Source organism: Tahibacter aquaticus (assembly GCF_004363655.1).
Lineage (GTDB): Bacteria > Pseudomonadota > Gammaproteobacteria > Xanthomonadales > Rhodanobacteraceae > Tahibacter > Tahibacter aquaticus.
Genome location: NZ_SNZH01000030.1, coordinates 1 through 20,267, shown reverse-complemented (window position 1 = coordinate 20,267; position 20,267 = coordinate 1). Strand labels below are relative to the sequence as shown.

Annotated in this window: 3 protein-coding genes; all 3 read left to right on the top strand. The window is 68.3% G+C overall.

The genetic code is table 11. The features are described from left to right. A partial coding sequence (locus DFR29_RS27845) for a polyketide synthase family protein (protein ID WP_166654401.1) occupies positions 1 to 2,160 on the top strand: 2,160 nt, incomplete at its 5' end. 79 nt (positions 2,161 to 2,239) lie between these two features. Continuing rightward, positions 2,240 to 16,567 (top strand): SDR family NAD(P)-dependent oxidoreductase, encoded by a 14,328-nt coding sequence (locus DFR29_RS27840; RefSeq protein WP_133821917.1) that lies wholly within the window; start codon positions 2,240 to 2,242, stop codon positions 16,565 to 16,567. 101 nt (positions 16,568 to 16,668) lie between these two features. Then, a partial coding sequence (locus DFR29_RS27835; RefSeq protein ID WP_133821916.1) for an SDR family NAD(P)-dependent oxidoreductase occupies positions 16,669 to 20,267 on the top strand: 3,599 nt, incomplete at its 3' end.

The following is a 20,267-nucleotide window of genomic DNA, read 5'->3' as shown; positions in this document are numbered from 1 at the left end:
GTGGTGCTGAAACGGCTGTCGGATGCCGTGCGCGACAACGATCCGATCTACGGCACGATCCAGGGCTGGGGCGTCAACCAGGACGGCAAGACCAACGGCATCACAGCGCCGAACCCGCAGTCGCAGACGCGGCTGCAGCAGGACGTCTACGACCGTTTCGGCATCGATCCGGGCAGCATCCAGCTGATCGAGGCGCACGGCACCGGCACCAAGCTGGGCGATCCGATCGAAGTCGAGGCGCTGAAGGCGTCGTTCGGCAAATACACGCAGAAAACCGCCTACTGCGCGCTGGGTTCGGTCAAGAGCAATATCGGCCACTGCCTGACTGCGGCGGGTATCGCCGGTTTCATCAAGCTGATGTTGGCGCTCAAGCACCGGCAGCAGCCGCCGACGATCCAGTTCGACACGCTGAACGAACATATCGACTTGGCGCAAAGTCCCTTTTTCGTCAATCGGGAATTGCGCAGCTGGGACGTACCGGCGAGCGAGCGGCGCCAGGCGGCCATCAGTTCGTTCGGTTTCAGCGGCACCAATGCGCATATCGTCGTGGCCGAACATGTGGCTGCGCCGTCTGTCGTTACTGCAACCGAACCGGCCATCATCGTGCTGTCGGCGCGTACCGCCGAGCAGCTGCAGCAGAAAGTGCGCGACCTGCTGGCGTTCATCGCCACGGCAGAAACCGCGCCCGATCTCGCCGCACTGGCTTATACGCTGCAGGTCGGGCGCCAGCCCATGGACGAGCGCCTGGGCCTGGTGGCGGCCAGCCTGGACGAACTGGCGCAGAAGCTGCGTGCTTATCTCGACGGTGCATCGAACATCGCCGAGCTGTCGCGCGGCCATGCCCGGCACAACCGCGAAAGTGTCAGCCTGCTCGGCCAGGACGAGGACATCAAGGCCACCATCGTCGAGCGCTGGGTGGCGCAGAGAAAACTGGCCAAGCTGGCCGACCTCTGGGTCAAGGGGCTGGAGTGGGACTGGCGCCTGCTCTACGAAACCGGCCTGCCGCAGCGCATCGCGCTGCCGACGTATCCGTTCGCGCGCGAGCGCTACTGGGCCGAGGCGAGCGACAGCGAAAGCACATTCGCCGATAGCGCTGGCAGCGCCACGGCAATGCTGCATCCGCTGCTGCATACGAATACCTCGACCCTGCGCCAGCAGACCTACCGCTCGCGCTTCGACGGCAGCGAGTTCTTCCTCGCCGACCATCGCGTACGCCTGGCCGACCAGTCGGTGGAGAAAGTGCTGCCCGGCGTCGCCTATCTGGAAATGGCGCGCGCCGCGGTGGCGCAGGCCGCCTTCGGCCATGACGACGCGGAACACCTGGAACTGCGCGACGTGGTCTGGCTGCGGCCACTGGCGGTGCGCGAGCGGCGCGAAGTGTCCATCGCTCTGCTGGTGCAGGACGCCGACCGGCCCGAGGAAACGCTGGAATTCCGCATCTACAGCGAAACCGCGGCAGGGCAGAGCGTGCATTGCCAGGGCAGCAGCGTGCTCAAGCCGGCAGCGGCGGCGGCGCGGCTGGACGTGGAGTCGCTGGAACGGCAGATGAGCCAGAGCCGCATGGAAGCGCCGCAGCTGTACCAGGCGCTGGCCGCCATGGGCCTGGCCTACGGTCCGGCGCACCAGTCGCTCACGGCGATCGAGCTGGGCGAGCGGCAGCTGCTGGCGCGGCTCAGCCTGCCCGCGACCATCGCCAACAGCGATCGCCACTATGTGCTGCACCCCAGCCTGATGGACGGCGCCATACAGGCATCGGTCGGCCTGATGCTGCACGGCGGCCATCTGCCCAACCGTCCGCCGGTGCCGTTCGCGATGGACTCGGCGCGGGTGCTAGCCGCGTGTTCGCGCGACATGATCGCCTGGGTGCGCTATGCGCCGGGCCCGGCAACCGACGCGCAGACCTGGAAGCTCGATATCGACCTGTGCGACGCCCAGGCTACGGTCTGCGTGCAGATCCGCGGCTTTGCCCTGCGCGTGCTGGATGCGGACAGCGCGGCATTGCCGCCGGCCGTCGCGCGCACCGTCGCGGCGAGCGAGGCAGGCGCGCCCGCGGTTGACGGCGAACGCGACACGGCGGACGAGTTCGCCTTCTACCGCCAGCTGGTCGACGCGATCGCGAACAACGAAATCTCGATCGGCGAAGCGGTGGAGCTGGGCTGATGAATGCCACTGCGTACTTTATTTTCTTTTTTCCCATTTTTGCCGCGCCTGCCGTGTGCACATTGAGAGCAGCTCCCTGATGCAGACCAAACAGACTCTGGAGCGGATCTACCACGAGCTCTCGGCCGGGCGTATTTCCAGGCAGGACGCGTTTGCGCAGATCAAGGCGCTGAAGCGCCAGCCGCTGACCGTCGCCGCCACCGAGACGCTGACCGCCGTGCCGGTCTGGCGTGCCAGCACCGCCGACAGCCCGGGCGGCACCGCCTGGACCGCGCGCCACATCATGGTGCTGGAACTGCCCGGCGTGTCGCCCGAGCCGCTGGAAGATCTGCTTGCCGGCAGCCGCTGCGTGGTGCTTGGACGCCCCGCCGAAGGCAATCTGGCGCAGCGCTATACCGAATACGCGCTGGCCTGCTTCGAACGCATCAAGGCCGTGCTGGCCGCGCGCCCGGCCGGTGCGGTGCTGCTGCAGGTGGTGGTCGGCGAAGATCCCGAACACGCGGTATTCGCCGGCCTCGCCGCGCTGCTCAAGACGGCGCGGCTGGAGAATCCGAATTTCTGCGGCCAGGTGATCCTGAGCCGGCGCGACATCACCACGGCCGCCCTGGCGCAACAGCTGGAACAGGCGCAGACCCACGCCTCCGAGACGGTGATCCGCTACGAACGCGGCACCCAGCCGCTGGCCCTGCACTGGCAGGAACAGGCGGAAGTGCAGGCCGAGCCGGTGTTCAAGGAACACGGCGTCTATCTGATCACCGGCGGTCTGGGCGGACTCGGCGTGGTGTTTGCCCAGGCGATCCTGGGCCAGACCCGCCACGCCCGCGTGATCCTGACCGGTCGCCAGGCACTGGCCGGCGAAAAACAGCAGCGCTTCGATGCGCTGCAGGCGCAGGCCGATGGCCGCGTGCATTACCGCGCACTGGACCTGGGCGACCAGGGCCAGGTCGAGGGCCTCATGGCCGAGCTGGTGCGCGAGCACGGCGGCCTGCACGGCATCGTGCATGGCGCCGGCATGATTGCGGACAATTTCATCCTGAAGAAGACCGCGGCGGAATTCCGCCAGGTGCTGGCGCCGAAGGTGATGGGCACCTTGCACCTGGACCTGGCCACCGCGGCGCTGGACCTGGACTTCTTCGCGCTGTTCTCGTCCATTGCCAGTGCCTTCGGCAACGCCGGCCAGGCCGACTACGCCGCGGCGAACGGCTTCCTCGACGAATTCGCCCAGCTGCGTAATACCCGCGTCTCCGCCGGCGAACGCCGCGGCCGCACGCTCGCGATCCACTGGCCGCTGTGGCAGGAAGGCGGCATGCGCCTGGATGCGGCGCTGCTGGCCGAGGTCGAGCGCACCAGCGGCATGCGGCCGCTGTCGACCGCGGCCGGCCTGCAGGCTTTTCATCGCACCGTCGCCCAGGGGCGTGCACGCAACCTGGTGCTGGAAGGTGACCTGGCGGCGCTGCAGCGTACCGTCCACGGTACGGCGGCCACGCCGCTGCCGCTGCGCGCGCCCTGCGCCAGCGAAACCCTGCCGCGCCAGGAATTGCTGGACAAGGCCGGGGACTATCTGCGCCGCCAGTTCTCCGCGCTGCTCAAGCTGTCGCCGCAACGCATCGATGTGCAGGCGCCGCTGGAGCAGTACGGCATCGATTCCATCCTGGCGATGCGCCTGACCACGCAGCTGGAACAGCATTTCGGCGTGCTGTCCAAGACCTTGCTGTTCGAATACCGCAGCATCGCCGAACTGGCGGGTTTCCTTGTGGAATCGTATACGGTCGAGCTGCAGGTCCTGCTGGCGCCCGCGCGCGGCAGCGCCACGGCGGCCGTGGCCAGCGCCGACAGCGCCGCCGACGAGCGCGCACCGAACCGTTCGCGCCTGCCGACGCCGCCGCGGCGTGCGGCCGAGCCCAGCGCCGCCGCGCTGATGGCAGAACCCATCGCCATCATCGGCCTGAGCGGGCGCTATCCCGAATCGCCGGATATTGCGGCGTACTGGAACAACTTGCGCGACGGCAAGGACTGCATCGTCGAAGTGCCGGCGGAACGCTGGGACTGGCGCGAATACTTCAGCGAAGACCGCACAGAAGGCGGGCGCCACTACAGCCGTTGGGGCGGCTTTATCGAAGGCGTGGCGGAGTTCGATCCGCAGTTCTTCAATATCGCGCCGCGCGAAGCCCGGCAGATCGATCCGCAGGAGCGCCTGTTCCTGCAGCACGCCTGGCTGGCGATCGAGGATGCGGGTTATACGCGTGCTGCACTGCAGGGGCGCGGTGCCGAATCTGCCACGGCGGCAACCGAGCTGGCCGGCCAGGTCGGCGTCTACGTCGGCATGATGTACAGCGAATACCAGCTGTTCGCCGCCGAGGCGAGCCAGCGCGGCCAGCGCATGGGCCTGACCGGCAGCTTCGCCAGCATTGCCAACCGCGTGTCCTACGCCTTCGATCTGCACGGCCCCAGCATGACGCTGGATACCATGTGCTCGTCGTCGCTGACCGCGATTCATCTGGCCTGCCAGGATCTGCGCCTGGGCCGCACCCGCCTGGCCATCGCCGGCGGCGTCAACGTGACGATCCACCCGAACAAATACCTGGCGCTCAGCGCCGGCCAGTTCATTTCCGGCGACGGCCATTGCCAGAGTTTCGGCGAGGGCGGCGACGGCTATATCCCGGGCGAGGGTGTCGGCGCGGTGGTGCTCAAGCGCCTGTCCGAGGCCCGTCGCGACGGCGACCATATCTACGGCGTGATACGCGCCAGCGCGCTGAATCACGGCGGCAAGACCAACGGCTATACCGTGCCCAATCCGCAGGCCCAGGCCGGCGCGATCGCCCAGGCACTGGCCGAGGCGAAGATCGACCCGCGCCATATCAGCTATATCGAAGCCCACGGCACTGGCACCAAGCTGGGCGACCCGATCGAGATCGCCGCGCTGGCGCGCGCGTTCGGCAAGCACACCCAGGACAAGCAGTTCTGCCTGATCGGTTCGGCAAAATCCAATATTGGACATTGTGAATCCGCGGCCGGCATCGCCGGCCTGACCAAGGTGCTGCTGCAGATGCGCCACCGGCAGATCGTGCCGTCGCTGCACTCGGCCCGGCTCAATCCGCACATCGATTTCGCCAGCACGCCGTTCACGGTCAACCAGAGCCTGACCGAGTGGGAAGCACCGCTGGTACAGGGTCGCCGCCTGCCGCGCATCGCCGGCATTTCCTCGTTCGGTGCGGGCGGTTCGAACGCGCACATGATTGTGGAGGAATACACCGACGCGCCGGCGAGTCCGGTGCTGGCGCTGCGCGAACCGGTGATCGTCGTACTGTCGGCGCGCACGGCGGAACAGCTGCAGCGCAAGGCGCTCGACCTGATCGCCTTCATTGCCGCGGCAGCCGCACCGCCGGACCTGGCTGCCATGGCGTATACGCTGCAGGTCGGGCGCGAGGCGATGGAAGAGCGCCTCGGCCTGGTGGTCAGCAGCATCGAGCAGCTGGTCGACACGCTGGAAGGCTGGCTCGCCGGCGAAGACAGCGGCGATGTGCAGCTGGGCCAGGTCAAGCGGCACAAGGACGCGCTGGCCCTGTTCAGCACCGACGCTGACCTGCAGCACGCCGTCGATCGCTGGCTGACCGGGCGCAAATTCGAAAAAATCGTCGAGCTGTGGGTGAAGGGACTCGACGTACGCTGGGCCAAGCTCTACGGCGCCACCGTGCCGCAGCGCGTCAGCCTGCCGGGCTATCCGTTTGCGCGCGAACGCTATTGGCTCGATATCAAGCCGGGTACGCCGGCGCTTGCCGCTGCCGGCGCGGCGGCGCGCAGCGAGGTATTGCATCCCTTGCTGCAGGCGAATACCTCGGATCTGTACCAGCAAGGCTACCGTTCCAGCTTCCGCGGCGACGAAGCGTTCTGCACGGCACAGCGCACCTTGTGCGGTGCCGCTTACCTGGAAATGGCGCGTGCTGCACTGGCCTACGCCGGCTTGTGGCAAGGTGCCGTCGAATTGCGCAATACCTTGTGGGCACCGCCGGTGCGCGTCGAGCCCGGCGTGCCGGTCTGCGTGGAGGTACAGGCCGGCGATGCGGACCGTCTGGATTACGCCATCTACAGCGTCAGCGGTGACGAGGAAATCGTGCACTGCCAGGGCCAGGCGCGGGTTCTCGGCGAGTTTGCGCCGGAGTGCGTCGATATCGCGGCCGTGCAGCAGCGCAGTGCACAGGGCGGCAGCGGCGAGTTGCTGGTAAAGCTGGATCTGGCGCCCGGCCAGCAGGCCGATGCCACGCGCTATGTGCTGCATCCGCAGCTGCTGGACCAGGCCTTGCAGGCGGCGGGCGCATTGCTGCCGGCTGCGACCGCCGGTACATCGTGGCTGCCGGCGACACTGGACACGCTGCGCGTCGTAAACGCCTGTGCCCCACGAATGTGGGCCTGGATACGCCACGCGGCGGACAGCAATGGCGCAGCGGCGAAGCTGGATATCGAGCTGTGCGACGAGCACGGCGGCGTCTGCGCCCAGTTGCGCGGACTGGTGCAGGAGCCCGCCACTGTACCGCTGCAGCATGCGGCGGTCGGTGCGGCTGTAGCCGACTGGACCGATCGCGACGGCATTGCCATCACGGCCGAGGGCAGCGGCATCTACGCGCTGCGCCTGAACGCCGAAGCCGTTGCGCTCACGCCGGTGCAGGCATCCAGTCTGCGCAGCGTCGTGGAATCGCTGCGCGAGCTGGCATCGCTACGCGTGCTGCTGCTGGCCGGCCACGCCGGCGCCGTGCTGCAGGGCGGCACCGACGCCTACAACACGCTGCTGCAGTCGGGACTGCTCCAGGCCATCGCTGAATTCCCGTATCCGGTCATCGCTGCGCTGCCGGGCGGCGCAACCGGTGCCGGCTGGTGGCTGGCCGCCTGCTGCGACCTGCTGGTATGCAGCGACAGCGCCCGCTACGGCCTGGCCGATATGGCCCTGTACGCCGAGCCGGCGCAACAGGCCTTCCTGGCCGCGCGCTTCGCGCCGCTGCAGGCGCGCCAGCTGCAGTCGGACGCGACCTGCAGCGGCGCCCATCTGCAGGCGCAGGGCTGGACCATGCCGGTGCTGCCAAGTTCGGAAGTGGAAAACCATGCATTGCTGCTGGCAGCGCGGCTGGCGTCCAAGCCGGGCGAAGCGCTGCGCCTGCTCAAAGCGCACCTGGCGCGCGAGCTGCAGCCGCTCGCCGCCGCGCTGACGCCGATCCGCGTCGCCGCCGGCAGCGCGTACAGCAACGGCGAGGCGCGCATCATCGATATCGACCGCGCTGAACCGGCGGCGGTACTGACCCAGCTGAGCCAGGCGCTGCAGGCGATCGCGGCGGGCAACGTGTTCTGCGGCATCGTGCTGGCGAGCACCTCGTCGGCCTTTGTCGCCTGCGCGGCGGCAGACGACGTGCTGGCCCTGCAGGCGGCGATCGCCGCGGCGCCGGTGCCGGTGATCGCCTCCCTGGCCGGCGATGCGCAAGGCAGCGGCTGGTGGCTGGGCCTGCAGTGCGACGCCTGCGTGCTGAGCGAGACCGGCCGCTACGACGCGGCCGCGGTCTGCACCGAAGCGGCACTTGCCGCGCGTGCGGCGCTGGATTTCCCGCAGTACTTCGGCGACGTGCTCGGGCGCGAAGTGCTGCTGAGCGGCGATGCCTATTCCGGCCTCGCGCTGAAGCAGCGCGCCGGCGCGCTGGCCGTGGTACCGGCGTCGCAGGTGGCTGCGCTGGCGCTGCAGCGGGCGCGGGGCTTTGCCGCGCAGTCGGCGGCGGACTTTGCCCGCTGGAAGCGCAGCCGCGCCGCGGCCGCACAGCGCGCGGTTGCGGCGCTGCCGGCGTGGCCATCGGTGGATGCTGCAGCGCACGTGGCCGAGGCGGGCATCGTCGCGCTGGCTGGTAGCGTGGTCAGTGCGACGGCGCAGGCCGACGGCGTGCTGCTGGTCGAGCTGCATGATCGCGATGCAAAAAACATGTTCTCCGAAGCGCTGGTCGCTGCTGTCGGCGAAGTGTTCGCGCATATCGCGCAGACGCCGTACAAGGCCGTGGTGCTGACCGGCTACGACAGCTACTTCGCCTCGGGCGGCACCAAGGAAAGCCTGCTGGCGATCCAGGCCGGCACGGCGAAGTTCACCGACCTGCAGCTGTTCCAGCTCGCCCTGCAATGTGACATTCCGGTGATTGCCGCGATGCAGGGCCACGCCATCGGCGCCGGCTGGTCGCTGGGTCTGTTCGCCGACGTGGTGCTGTTCGGCGAGGAAAGCCACTACGTCAGCCCGTACATGGGCTACGGCTTCACGCCGGGTGCCGGTGCGACGTTGAGCGTGCCGCTGCAGCTGGGCCTGGATCTGGCGCGCGAAAGCCTGTTCAGCGCCCACGAATACACCGGCCGCGAACTGGCCCAGCGCGGCGTGGCGCAGGCGGTGCTGCCGCGCGCGACCGTGGTGGCCGCCGCGCTGGAGCTGGCCGGCCGCATCGCGCGCCAGCCGCGCCGCGTGCTGGCCGGACTCAAGCAGCAATGGGCTGCGCCGCTGCGCGCAGCGATTGCACCGCTGCTACAGCGCGAACTGGCCATGCACGAGGCCACCTTTGTCGGCCGCGCCGACACGCGCGCGCTGATCGAAGGCCGCTTCCTCGCCGCTGCCGCCACAGCGGCGCCCGTCGCCGTGGCGCAGGCCGGCGTGCCTGACCCGGACACGCTGACTGCCGTCGCCGATACCTTGCGCCGGCTGCTGGCGCAGGAACTGCAACTCGCTGCCGGCGATATCGACGACGACGCGCAATTCATCGACCTGGGCCTGGATTCGATCGTCGGCGTGACCTGGGTACGCAAGATCAACGAGCGCTATGGCCTCGACATCGAAGCGACCAAGGTCTACAGCCATCCGACCCTGGCCCAGCTCAGCCGGCATGTGCGCGACGAAGCCGACAAGCGTGGCCTGCTGACAACCCGTCCGCTGCTTGCCGCCGCCGTGCCAGGCGTTGCGCCCATTGCCGTGCCGGCCGCCACGACACGACAGCAGGGCCGGCGCAGCCGCAACGCCGGCCCGCGCGGACTGCGCGCGCTGGCCGCACCGGCAGCAAACGCTGTCAGCGCGAACGCCACCCAGCCCATCGCCATCGTCGGCATGGCCGGGCAATTCCCCCAGGCGACCACGCTGGCGCAGTTCTGGCGCAACATTGCCGACGGCCGCGACTGCATCAGCGAAGTGCCGCCCAGGCGCTGGGACATGGACCAGCACTACCGCGCCGGTGCCGCCACGCCGGGCCGTACCAACAGCCGCTGGATGGGCCTGCTCGACGACTACGACCTGTTCGATCCGCTGTTCTTCAATATTTCGCCGAAAGAAGCGGAATACATGGATCCGCAGCAGCGCCTGTTCCTGCAGACCTGCTGGCAGGCGATCGAAGACGCGGGCTACAACACGCGCAGCCTGTCGGGTACGCGCTGCGGCGTGTTCGCCGGCTGTGCCAACGGCGACTACCAGCAACTGGCGCCGGAGCAGCGCCTGACCGCGCAGGGTTTCACCGGCAATGCCAGCTCCATCCTGGCTGCGCGCATTTCCTACTTTTTCAACCTGCAGGGGCCGTGCGTCGCGATCGACACGGCGTGTTCTTCGTCGCTGGTAGCGATTGCCCAGGCCTGTGACAGCCTGCTCAGCGGGGTCAGTGAGATTGCACTGGCCGGCGGCGTCTACGTGGCTTCGGGCCCGGACATGCACATCAAGACCGCGCAGGCAGGCATGCTGTCGACGGACGGTCGCTGCTTCACCTTCGACCAACGCGCCAACGGCTTCGTGCCGGGCGAGGGCGTTGGCGTAGTGGTGCTGAAACGGCTGTCGGATGCCGTGCGCGACAACGATCCGATCTACGGCACGATCCAGGGCTGGGGCGTCAACCAGGACGGCAAGACCAACGGCATCACAGCGCCGAACCCGCAGTCGCAGACGCGGCTGCAGCAGGACGTCTACGACCGTTTCGGCATCGATCCGGGCAGCATCCAGCTGATCGAGGCGCACGGCACCGGCACCAAGCTGGGCGATCCGATCGAAGTCGAGGCGCTGAAGGCGTCGTTCGGCAAATACACGCAGAAAACCGCCTACTGCGCGCTGGGTTCGGTCAAGAGCAATATCGGCCACTGCCTGACTGCGGCGGGTATCGCCGGTTTCATCAAGCTGATGCTGTCGCTCAAGCACCGGCAGCAGCCGCCGACGATCCAGTTCGACACGCTGAATGAACATATCGACTTGGCGCAAAGTCCCTTTTTCGTCAATCGGGAATTGCGCAGCTGGGACGTACCGGCGAGCGAGCGGCGCCAGGCGGCCATCAGTTCGTTCGGTTTCAGCGGCACCAATGCGCATATCGTCGTGGCCGAACACGTGGCTGCGCCGTCTGTCGTTACTGCAACCGAACCGGCCATCATCGTGCTGTCGGCGCGTACTGCCGAGCAGCTGCAGCAGAAAGTGCGCGACCTGCTGGCGTTCATCGCCACGGCAGAAACCGCGCCCGATCTCGCCGCACTGGCTTATACGCTGCAGGTCGGGCGCGAAGCCATGGACGAGCGCCTGGGCCTAGTCGTTGTCAGCCTCGCCGAGCTGGTGAAAAAGCTGGCTGCCTACCTGGCCGGCGAAACCGGCATCGCCGATCTGCAGCTGGGCCAGGCCAAGCGCCACCGGGAAACGCTGGCGCTGTTCAGTACCGATCCGGAACTGCAGCAGACCGTCGACCGCTGGCTGACCAGCCGCCGCTACGGCAAGGTCGTCGAACTCTGGGTCAAGGGCTTCGACTGGGACTGGCACAAGCTGCATGCAACGCCGCCGCGCCGCATCAGCCTGCCCACCTATCCGTTCGCGCGGGAGCGCTACTGGGTCGCCGCTGCCGCACTGCCGGCCGGCGTCACCACTGCGGCACTGCATCCGCTGCTGCACGCGAACACTTCGGACCTGTACCAGCAGAGCTATCGCTCGCAGTTCAGCGGCGACGAGCCGTTCTGCAGCGAAAAGAGCCTGCCGGCCATGGCCTGCCTGGAAATGGCGCGCGCTGCGCTGAGCCTGGCGCTGCGCAGCGACGCCGCGGCCGCGATCGAGCTGCGCGATATCGCCTGGACCTCGACCGCGCCGATCGGCATTGCCGATCCGCTGCATATCGCACTCGATGCGCTGGCCGCGGACAACGTGGCGTTTGAAATCTATGCTGCCGACGGCGACGCGGAGATCGTGCACTGCCACGGCATAGGCGCCGCGCTGGTCCAGGCCGCGCCCGCGGCGCTGGCACTGGCGCCGCTCGTTGCGCGCCTGCCGCGCGACACCGACGAACGCAGCCATCGCAGCCGCGACGAGCTGCTACTGCGGCTGGAATTGCCGGCAGGCTTGCGCGACAGCGGCGATGGCGTTGTCGTGCATCCGCAACTGCTGGCGCTTGTATACGCCGCGGCACTGCGCCTGCTCGGCGGCGACGCCGCGCCGGTCGCGCTCGACCGGCTGCGCGTATTCGGCGCATTGCCTGCGGTCGGCTGGGCCTGGTTGCGGCGTGTGCCGCAGCGCGCGGTCGAGGCGGGGCAGCTGGCGCTGGATATCGAACTGTGCGACGAGCACGGCCAGATTGCGGCGCAGCTGCACGGCCTTGTGCTCGAACGCGTCGCGGCCCAGGAAGTGCTTGCACCGGCCGAAGCGAAGGTGGCCGAAGCGGCGATGGCTGCCGCTGCGATACCGACAATGATTGCTGCCACAACGGCCGTGGCCAGCGCGGCGCCAGCACGCATGGCACCGCTGCGCATCGCACTCGCCATGGCAGCCGCGGGTGCCGCTGGCGCCGAATCCAGCGCCGGCCCGGCGCCGCTGGCTACGCCCGAACGCAACAAGCCGCGTGGCATCGCGCTGGTCAATCCGCGCGCCGTCGTGGCGGCGGAACTGCTGCGCCACCAGGTGGCCAAGACACGTCCACGCTTTGCCCTGTCGAACGCGAATGCCATCGCGAGCGCCAGCACGGCCGGCGAGATCGAGGTGCTGGAACAGGGCGACGGCGTATTCAGCATCCGCATCGCCGCAGGACAGAACATCCTGGACACGGCGCTGATCGAAGGCCTGCTGCGCGCGTTCGCAGCGATCCGCAATGCCGAGTCGCTGCGCGTGGTACTGCTTGGCGGCAGCGACGACAGTTTCCTGCGTGGCGGCAATGACGGCTACAACCAGGCGCTGGCGCTCGGCCTGCACCAGGCCATTGCGACCTTCCCGTATCCCGTCGTCGCGGTGATGCAGGGTTCGGCCACGGGTGCTGGCTGGTGGCTGGCGTCGCTGTGCGATCTGCTGCTGTGCAGCGAAGGTGCGCAATATGGCTACGCCCCGGCCGATCGCGCCATGCTCGCCGCGCAGGCGGATTTCCTGCGCGAACGCTTCGGCAGCGTGCAGGCGCAGCAGCTGCATTCGCCGGCCGGCTACTGGTCCGGCGCACAACTCAAGGCCAGCGGCTGGAGCTGCGCCATCCTGCCGCGTGAACAAATCCACAATCGTGCGCAGACGCTGGCCAGTCAGCTCGCCGCCAAGTCGGCGCTCGCGCTGCGGCTGCTGAAAGCGCATCTGGCACGGCCGCTGAGCGAGCGGGTCGCGGCACTGGCACCGGCAGCGAGCGGCCAGGCCGGGCGCTGGACCGGCAGCGAGGCCGCGCGCGTGATCCGTCTCGACCAGCGCGACCTGGCCACGGTCGCGCAGCAGTTCGCCGAGGCGGTCGCCCAGATCGAGGCCGGCGCGGCGTATCGCAGCATCGTGCTGGCCAGCGAAGTGGCACCGTTCGACGGCAGCGAAGCGCCGGAACAGGCGCTGGCCCTGCTGATCGCCATCGAAAGCGCAAACGTGCCGGTGATCGCCGCTCTCGGCGGTGACGCGCAAAACAGTGCCTGGTTGCTGGCCCTGGCCTGCGATGCCTGCGTGCTGGCCGAATCAGGCTGGTACGGCGGGGCCGATTTCGCCGGCAGCACCGCGCTGTCGGCGCGCGCCGCCTGGCTGCTGCCGGAAGTGCTCGGCCGGGTCGTCGGCGAGGAGATGCTACTGACCGGCGAACAGTATTCCGGCGCGCAGCTCAGGCAGCGCGTCGCAGCGCTGGACGTGCGGCCCGCCGGCCAGGTCATGGCAAGGGCGCTGCAACTGGCGCTGAGCTGGAGCGCGCCTGCGCCCGACAGCGTGATTGCCGCCAAGCGCGCCCGCGTTGCCGTGGCGGCGCAGCAGTTGCAGGCACGGCCGTCGTGGCTTGCAGCCAGCAGCGAGAGTGCAGTGCCGTCCGCGGGCAGGATTGCGCTTGCCACGACGGTGGTCAGCGCGACCGCGCAGGCGAACGGCGTGCTGCTGATCGAGATGCACGACCGCGACGCGAAGAACATGTTCTCCGACGCGCTGGTCGCCGGCATCAACGAAGCCTTTGCGCATGCGGCGAGCCTGCCCTACCGCGCCGTCGTGCTGGGCGGCTACGACAACTACTTCGCCTCGGGCGGCACCAAGGAAAGCCTGCTGGCAATCCAGGCCGGCACGGCCAAGTTCACCGACTTCAAGATCTTCCAGCTGGCCCAGCTGTGCGAAGTGCCGGTGATCGCGGCCATGCAGGGCCACGGCGTCGGTGCCGGCTGGTCGCTGGGCATGTTCGCCGACATTGTGCTGTTTGGCGAAGGCAGTCACTACGTCAGCCCGTACATGAGCTACGGCTTCACGCCCGGCGCAGGTTCGACCCTGATGGTGCCGCACAAGCTGGGCCACGACCTGGGCCGGGAAAGCCTGCTTACCGCGCACGAATACGTCGGCCGCGAACTGCGTGAGCGCGGTATGGCCCAGGCCGTGCTGCCGCGCGAACAGGTGCTGGCCGAAGCGCTGGCATTGGCCCAGCGCATCGCGCGCACGCCGCGCTCGCACCTGGTGAACTTCAAGCAGCAGTGGACAGCACAACTGCGCGCGCGCATCGAAGACACCTACCAGCGCGAACTCGCCATGCATGACGAGACCTTCGTCGGCAAGGCGGAAACCAGCGGACATATCCACGCGCGCTTCGAGCAGCTGGAGCGCGCCAGTGCGCCTGTCGCCGCAGCGGCCGTACCGGTTGCCGCCGCAACGCCGGCGCCGCGCCGCGCCGTTGCAGCCACGGCAACCGCGGGCGCGGCAACGCATACGCTGGCCTCGATCCGCGCCAAGCTGAAGGAATCGCTGGATGCGGAACTGCATATGCAGGGCCGGCCCATCGACGACGAGGAACAGTTCATCCACCTCGGCATCGATTCGATCAACGGCGTGACCTGGATGCGCCGCATCAACACCGATTTCGGCACCGGCTTCGAAGCCACCACGATCTACAGCTATCCGACCATCCGCGAGCTTGCCGCCTTCCTGCATGCGCAGCTGAAGCCGGCGGCAGTGATGGTGGAAGCGCTGCCGGAGCTGCTGCCAGAGCCGCTGCCGGTCGAGACTCCGCTGGCCGCCGCGCCGCCGCGCAAGCCCGTCGTGCGGCGCAGCATGCGCAATCAGGGCCGCCTGCGTTCGACTGCCGCGCGCGACGAAGCCGATACGCGCATCGCCATCGTCGGCATGTCCGGCCGCTACCCGCAGGCGGAAAACCTCGATCAGTTCTGGGACAACCTGGTACGCGGGCGCAATTCCATCGTAGAAGTGCCCGCGGCGCGCTGGAACGCCGACGCCTACTACGATCGCGATGCGAAGAAGAAAGACAAGATGGCCTCGCGCTGGCTCGGTGCGATGGACGATATCGACTGCTTCGATCCGCTGTTCTTCCGCATCTCGCCGGAAGAGGCGCAATACATGGATCCGCAGCACCGCCTGTTCCTGCAGGAAAGCTACCGCGCCTTCGAAGACGCCGGCTATTCCAGCCAGACCCTGAGCAACCACCGCTGCGGTGTCTACCTCGGCATCTCCATGAACGAGTACGCCATGCTGCTGTCGCAGCACGGCGTGATGGCTGCACCGGTCACCGGCAACAGCTATTCCATCGCTGCGGCGCGCATCGCCTATTACCTGAATCTGAAAGGGCCGGCGATCTCGGTCGATACCGCCTGCTCGTCGTCGCTGGTCGCCCTGCACCTGGCCTGCCAGGCCCTGCGCAGCGGTGAGGTGAACATGGCCCTGGCCGGCGGCGTCAGCCTGTGGCTGCTGCCCGAATCGTATCTGTCGATGAGCCAGGCCGGCATGCTGTCGCCCAGCGGCCAGTGCAAGGCCTTCGACGACAGCGCCGACGGGATCGTGATGGGCGACGGCGTCGGCGCGCTGGTGCTCAAGCGGCTGGCGGACGCTGAGGCCGACAACGACGTTATCCACGGCGTGATCATCGGCTCGGGCACCAACCAGGATGGCCGCACCAACGGCATCACCGCGCCCAGCGTGGTCAGCCAGATCGAGCTGGAACGCAGCGTTTACCAGCGCTACGGCATCGACCCGGCCACGATCAGCTATGTGGAAGCGCACGGCACCGGCACGCGCCTGGGCGATCCGATCGAACTGCAGGCCTTGTCGACCGTGTTCAAGGAACGCACCGACAAGAAGCACTACTGCGCGCTGGCCTCGGTGAAAAGCAATATCGGCCATGCCTCGTCCGCAGCCGGTGTCGCCAGCGTGCAGAAAGTGCTGCTGTCGCTGCGCCATCGCACGCTGGCGCCGACCCTGCACGTCAGCCGCGAGAACTCGCACTTCGATTTCGCCAACTCGCCGTTCTATGTGAATCGCAGCGCGAAATCCTGGGACAGCAGTGCCGGCGCGCCGCGCCGCGCCTGCGTCAATTCCTTCGGCTACAGCGGCACGAATGCGCATGTGGTGATCGAGGAATACGTGGCCAGCGCCACCACGGCGCGGCCGGCCGCGGCCCAGGCCATACCGCTGTCGGCACGCACGCCCGAACAGCTGCGGCAGAAGGTGCAGGAACTGCTGGGCGCGCTGCAGCGGCCGGCGCCGGCCGAACTGGCCGCGGTCGCCTATACCTTGCAGGTCGGGCGCGAGGCGATGGAAATGCGCCTGGGCTTCGTGGCCGCATCGATGCCGCAACTAGTGGATCAGTTGCGCTTGTGGCTGAGTGGAGAACATCGCATTGACGCCATGTTCGCCGGTGAGGCATTAGCTGCCGACGATAGCGAGGCGACCCAGCACACGGTGGAACTGGCGCTGCAGCGCGGCGATCCGGCGGCGCTGCTGCAGGCCTGGGTGAACGGTGCCGGGATCGACTGGGAGCGCCTGCATGCAGGCAGCAGGCCGGCCCGCGCGAGTTTGCCGTCGTATCCGTTCGCCAAGGAGCGTTATTGGGTAGAAGGCAACAAATCTACCGATGCCAGCGCAGCGGGCGCGCAGCAGCCGGGCGAACTGGCCTGGATCGAAAACATCCTGGCCCAGGTCGATAGCGACACCCTGGAGCAGGACAAAGCCGTCGCCATGCTGCGGCAATGGGTGTGAGACAGGAAGTACGGCGCCGCTAGCGGCGCCGCAAACAGGGCACGCGGCGTCGCGGCAGCGGCGTATCGCGGTGGTTGTGCAGTGAAAGGTCGGGGGCGGTCATGGTCAATTTTGTCGAATACGTAGTGGCGGAACTCAAGAGCAAGCGCCTGTCGAAATCCGCGGCCTTTGAACTGATCAAACAGTTCTCGGTGCGGCCGGCAGGCCCGGCAGCGGCCGGCGCAGCGCTGCATCCGCTGCTGCAGGTCAACGTATCGGACATGGACCGCCTCGCGTTCCGCTCCAGCCTTGTCGGCAGCGAACACTTCCTGGCCGATCACCGCGTCGCCTTCGCCGCCGGCGAGGAAAGCGTGCTGCCCGCCGTGGCCTATCTGGAAATGGCCCGCGCCGCGCTGCAGCAGGCCGTGCCCAATGCCGCGCGCGGCACCCTGCTGGAACTGCGCCACTGCGTCTGGGCCCAACCGCTGGTCGTGCGCGGCGCGACCGCGGTCAGCATCGAACTGGCACCGAATACCGACGGCGGCATCGACTACGACATCCTCAGCGGCGACGGCGATCAGCAGACCGAGCATTGCCAGGGACATGCGCAGTTCGTCGCGCCAATCCCGGCACCGACGCTGGATATCGCGCAGCTGCAGGCGCAGATGCAGCGCGGCAGCCTGGCCACGGCCGAGGTCTATGCCGCGTTCGCCGCGATGGGGCTGCGCTATGGTCCGGCGCACCAGGCCGTACAGCAGGTCCACAAAGGGCAAGGCCAGGTGCTGGCGCAGCTGGAGCTGCCGCCGTGCGTACGCGCGCAGGCAGCCCCTTTCGTGCTGCATCCGAGCCTGCTCGATGGCGCCTTGCAGGCGGCCATCGGCCTGATGCAGGGCGAGACCCAGCCGCGCCTGCCGTTCGCGGTCGATCTCGTGCGTGTGTTCGCGGCGTGTCCGCCGTCGCTCTGGGTCTGGCTGCGCCATGCCGCGGGCAGCTCTGCCGACGACGCGGTCAGCAAGCTGGACATCGATCTGTGCGACGCGAACGGCGTGGTCTGCGTGCAGATGCACGGCTTCTCCGCACGCGCACTCGGCCCGGCCGCCGGTGCCGACGATGCCAGCGGCGTGCTGCGCGTGATACCGCAATGGCACAGCGTCGCCGCCGACAGCGAGGCGACGGCGTGGACGCAGCGCCATGTCATCGTCTGCGAGCAGCCCGGCATCGACCTCGCGGCGCTGCAGAACGCGTTGCCGGGCAGCGCCTGCACGCAGCTCGCGGCGCGCAGCGGCGCGGATCTTGCCCAGCGCTACAGCGATCACGCTGTCGCCTGCCTGGAAACCCTGCAGGCGCTGCTGGCCGGCAAGCCTGCCGGCCCGGTGCTGCTGCAGCTGGCCGTCGCCGCGACGCAGGAACAGGCCGTCTTCGCCGGCCTGGGCGCGCTGTTGAAGACCGCGGCGCGGGAAAATCCACACTTCCACGGCCAGCTCGTGATCGGCGCAAGCGACAGCGATGCGGCAGCGCTGGCACAGCAGCTGCAAGTGGCGCAGCGTCATGCCGGCGAGCCGCACTTGCGCCTCGACCGCGGCAGCGTGCAGGCGCTGCGCTGGCAGGAACAGGCCGCGACGGACGGGGCGCCGCTGTTCAAGGAACACGGCGTCTATCTGATCAGCGGTGGCCTGGGTGGCCTGGGCGCGATCTTCGCGCGGGAAATCCTGCAGCAGACGCGCCACGCCCGCGTGATCCTGACGGGCCGCACGGCGCCAGCCGGCGCACGCCGCGATCGCCTGGACGCCTTGAACGCAGCAGCGGCGGGGCGTGTGCAGTACCGCAGCATCGATCTGGCCGACGCCGCGGCGGTACAGGCGCTGGTCGATGGCGTGGTCGCCGAACACGGCGCGCTGCACGGCATCCTGCATTGCGCCGGCATGACGGCCGACGGCTTTATCGCGGGCAAGACCGCCGACACCCTGCGCCAAGTGCTGGCGCCGAAGGTGCAGGGCAGCATCAATCTCGACCAGGCGAGCCGCGCGTTGGCGCTGGATTTCTTCGCCCTGTTCTCGTCTGTCGCCGCCAGCCTGGGCAATGTGGGACAGGCCGACTACGCCACGGCGAATGCATTTCTGGACGAATTCGCGTCGTATCGCAATGCACGTGTTGCCGCCGGCGAGCGGCACGGCCACAGCGTCGCCATCGCCTGGCCGCTATGGCAGGACGGCGGCATGCAGCTGGAGCCTGCGCTGCAGGCCGAGCTGGAACGTACAAGCGGCATGCGGCCGCTGGCAACGACGAACGGGCTGCAGGCGTTTCACCAGTGCCTGGTCCAGGCGCAGGCGCGCTGGCTGGTACTCGAAGGCCACCTGCCGGCGTTGCGTCGCAGCCTGGCTGCGGCGCGGCCACGTCCGGCCGCAGCCGCGCCGGCGGGCGGTGCCGTGCTGGACACGCAGGAGCTGCTCGAAAAGACCCAGGAATGGCTGCGCCGGCAGTTCTCGCAGCTGCTGAAGCTGGCGTCGCAGCGCATCGATCCGCGTGCGCCGCTGGAGCGCTACGGCATCGATTCCATCCTCGCCATGCGCCTGACCAACACCTTGGAGCAGACCTTTGGCTCCTTGTCCAAGACGCTGTTGTTCGAGTACCGCAGCATTGCAGACCTGGCTGCGTATTTCGTCGAATCGCAGGCAGCGGCGCTGAACGGACTGTTCGCGCGTCATCGCGCTGCGACGCCGGGCAATGATGCAGCGGCTCTGGTCGCACTGCCTGCAGCCGTCACGCCGCCGCGCCTGCGGCGTGGACCGCTGCGCCAGGCAATTGCTGCCGCCGCTCCGGCGAAGGCCGCGGAGCCGATCGCCATCGTCGGCCTCAGCGGCCGCTATCCGGAAGCGCGCAACCTTGCTGCGTACTGGGCGAACCTGCGCGACGGCAAGGATTGCATCGTCGAGATTCCCGCCAGCCGCTGGAACTGGCGCGACTACTACAGCGACGACCGCCGCGAAGGCGGGCGTCACTACAGCCGCTGGGGCGGCTTCATCGAAGGCGTCGACGAATTCGATCCGCTGTTCTTCAACATGTCGCCGCTGGAGGCCGAACGCATAGACCCGCAGGAGCGTCTGTTCCTGCAGCACGCCTGGATGGCGGTCGAAGATGCGGGCTATACGCGTGCCGAACTGCAGGGGCGTGCAGCGCGCGAAGGACTGGCGGATATCGGCGCCCAGGTCGGCGTCTACGTCGGCGTGATGTACAGCGAATACCAGCTCTTCGGTGCCGAAGCCAGCCTGCGCGGCCAGCGCACGGGCCTGGCCGGCAGTTTCGCCAGCATTGCCAACCGCGTGTCCTACGCGTTCGACCTGCACGGTCCGAGCATGACGCTGGACACCATGTGTTCCTCGTCGCTGACCGCGATCCACCTGGCCTGCCAGGATCTGCGGTCGGGCCGCACGCGGCTGGCGATTGCCGGCGGCGTCAACGTGACGATTCATCCGAACAAGTACCTGGTGCTCAGCGCCGGCCAGTTCATTTCCAGCGACGGCCACTGCCAGAGTTTCGGCGAAGGCGGCGATGGCTATATCCCGGGCGAAGGCGTCGGTGCGGTGGTGCTCAAGCGGCTGTCGGATGCGCAGCGCGACGGCGATCACATCTACGCCACGATCCGCGGCAGCGCGCTGAGCCACGGCGGCAAGACCAACGGCTATACCGTGCCCAACCCGCAGGCGCAGACCAGCGCGATCGC

Coding starts and splice junctions, on each gene's coding strand:
- DFR29_RS27840 (WP_133821917.1), top strand. CDS start 2,240: ATGCAGACCAAACAGACTCTGGAGCGGATCTACCACGAGCTCTCGGCC.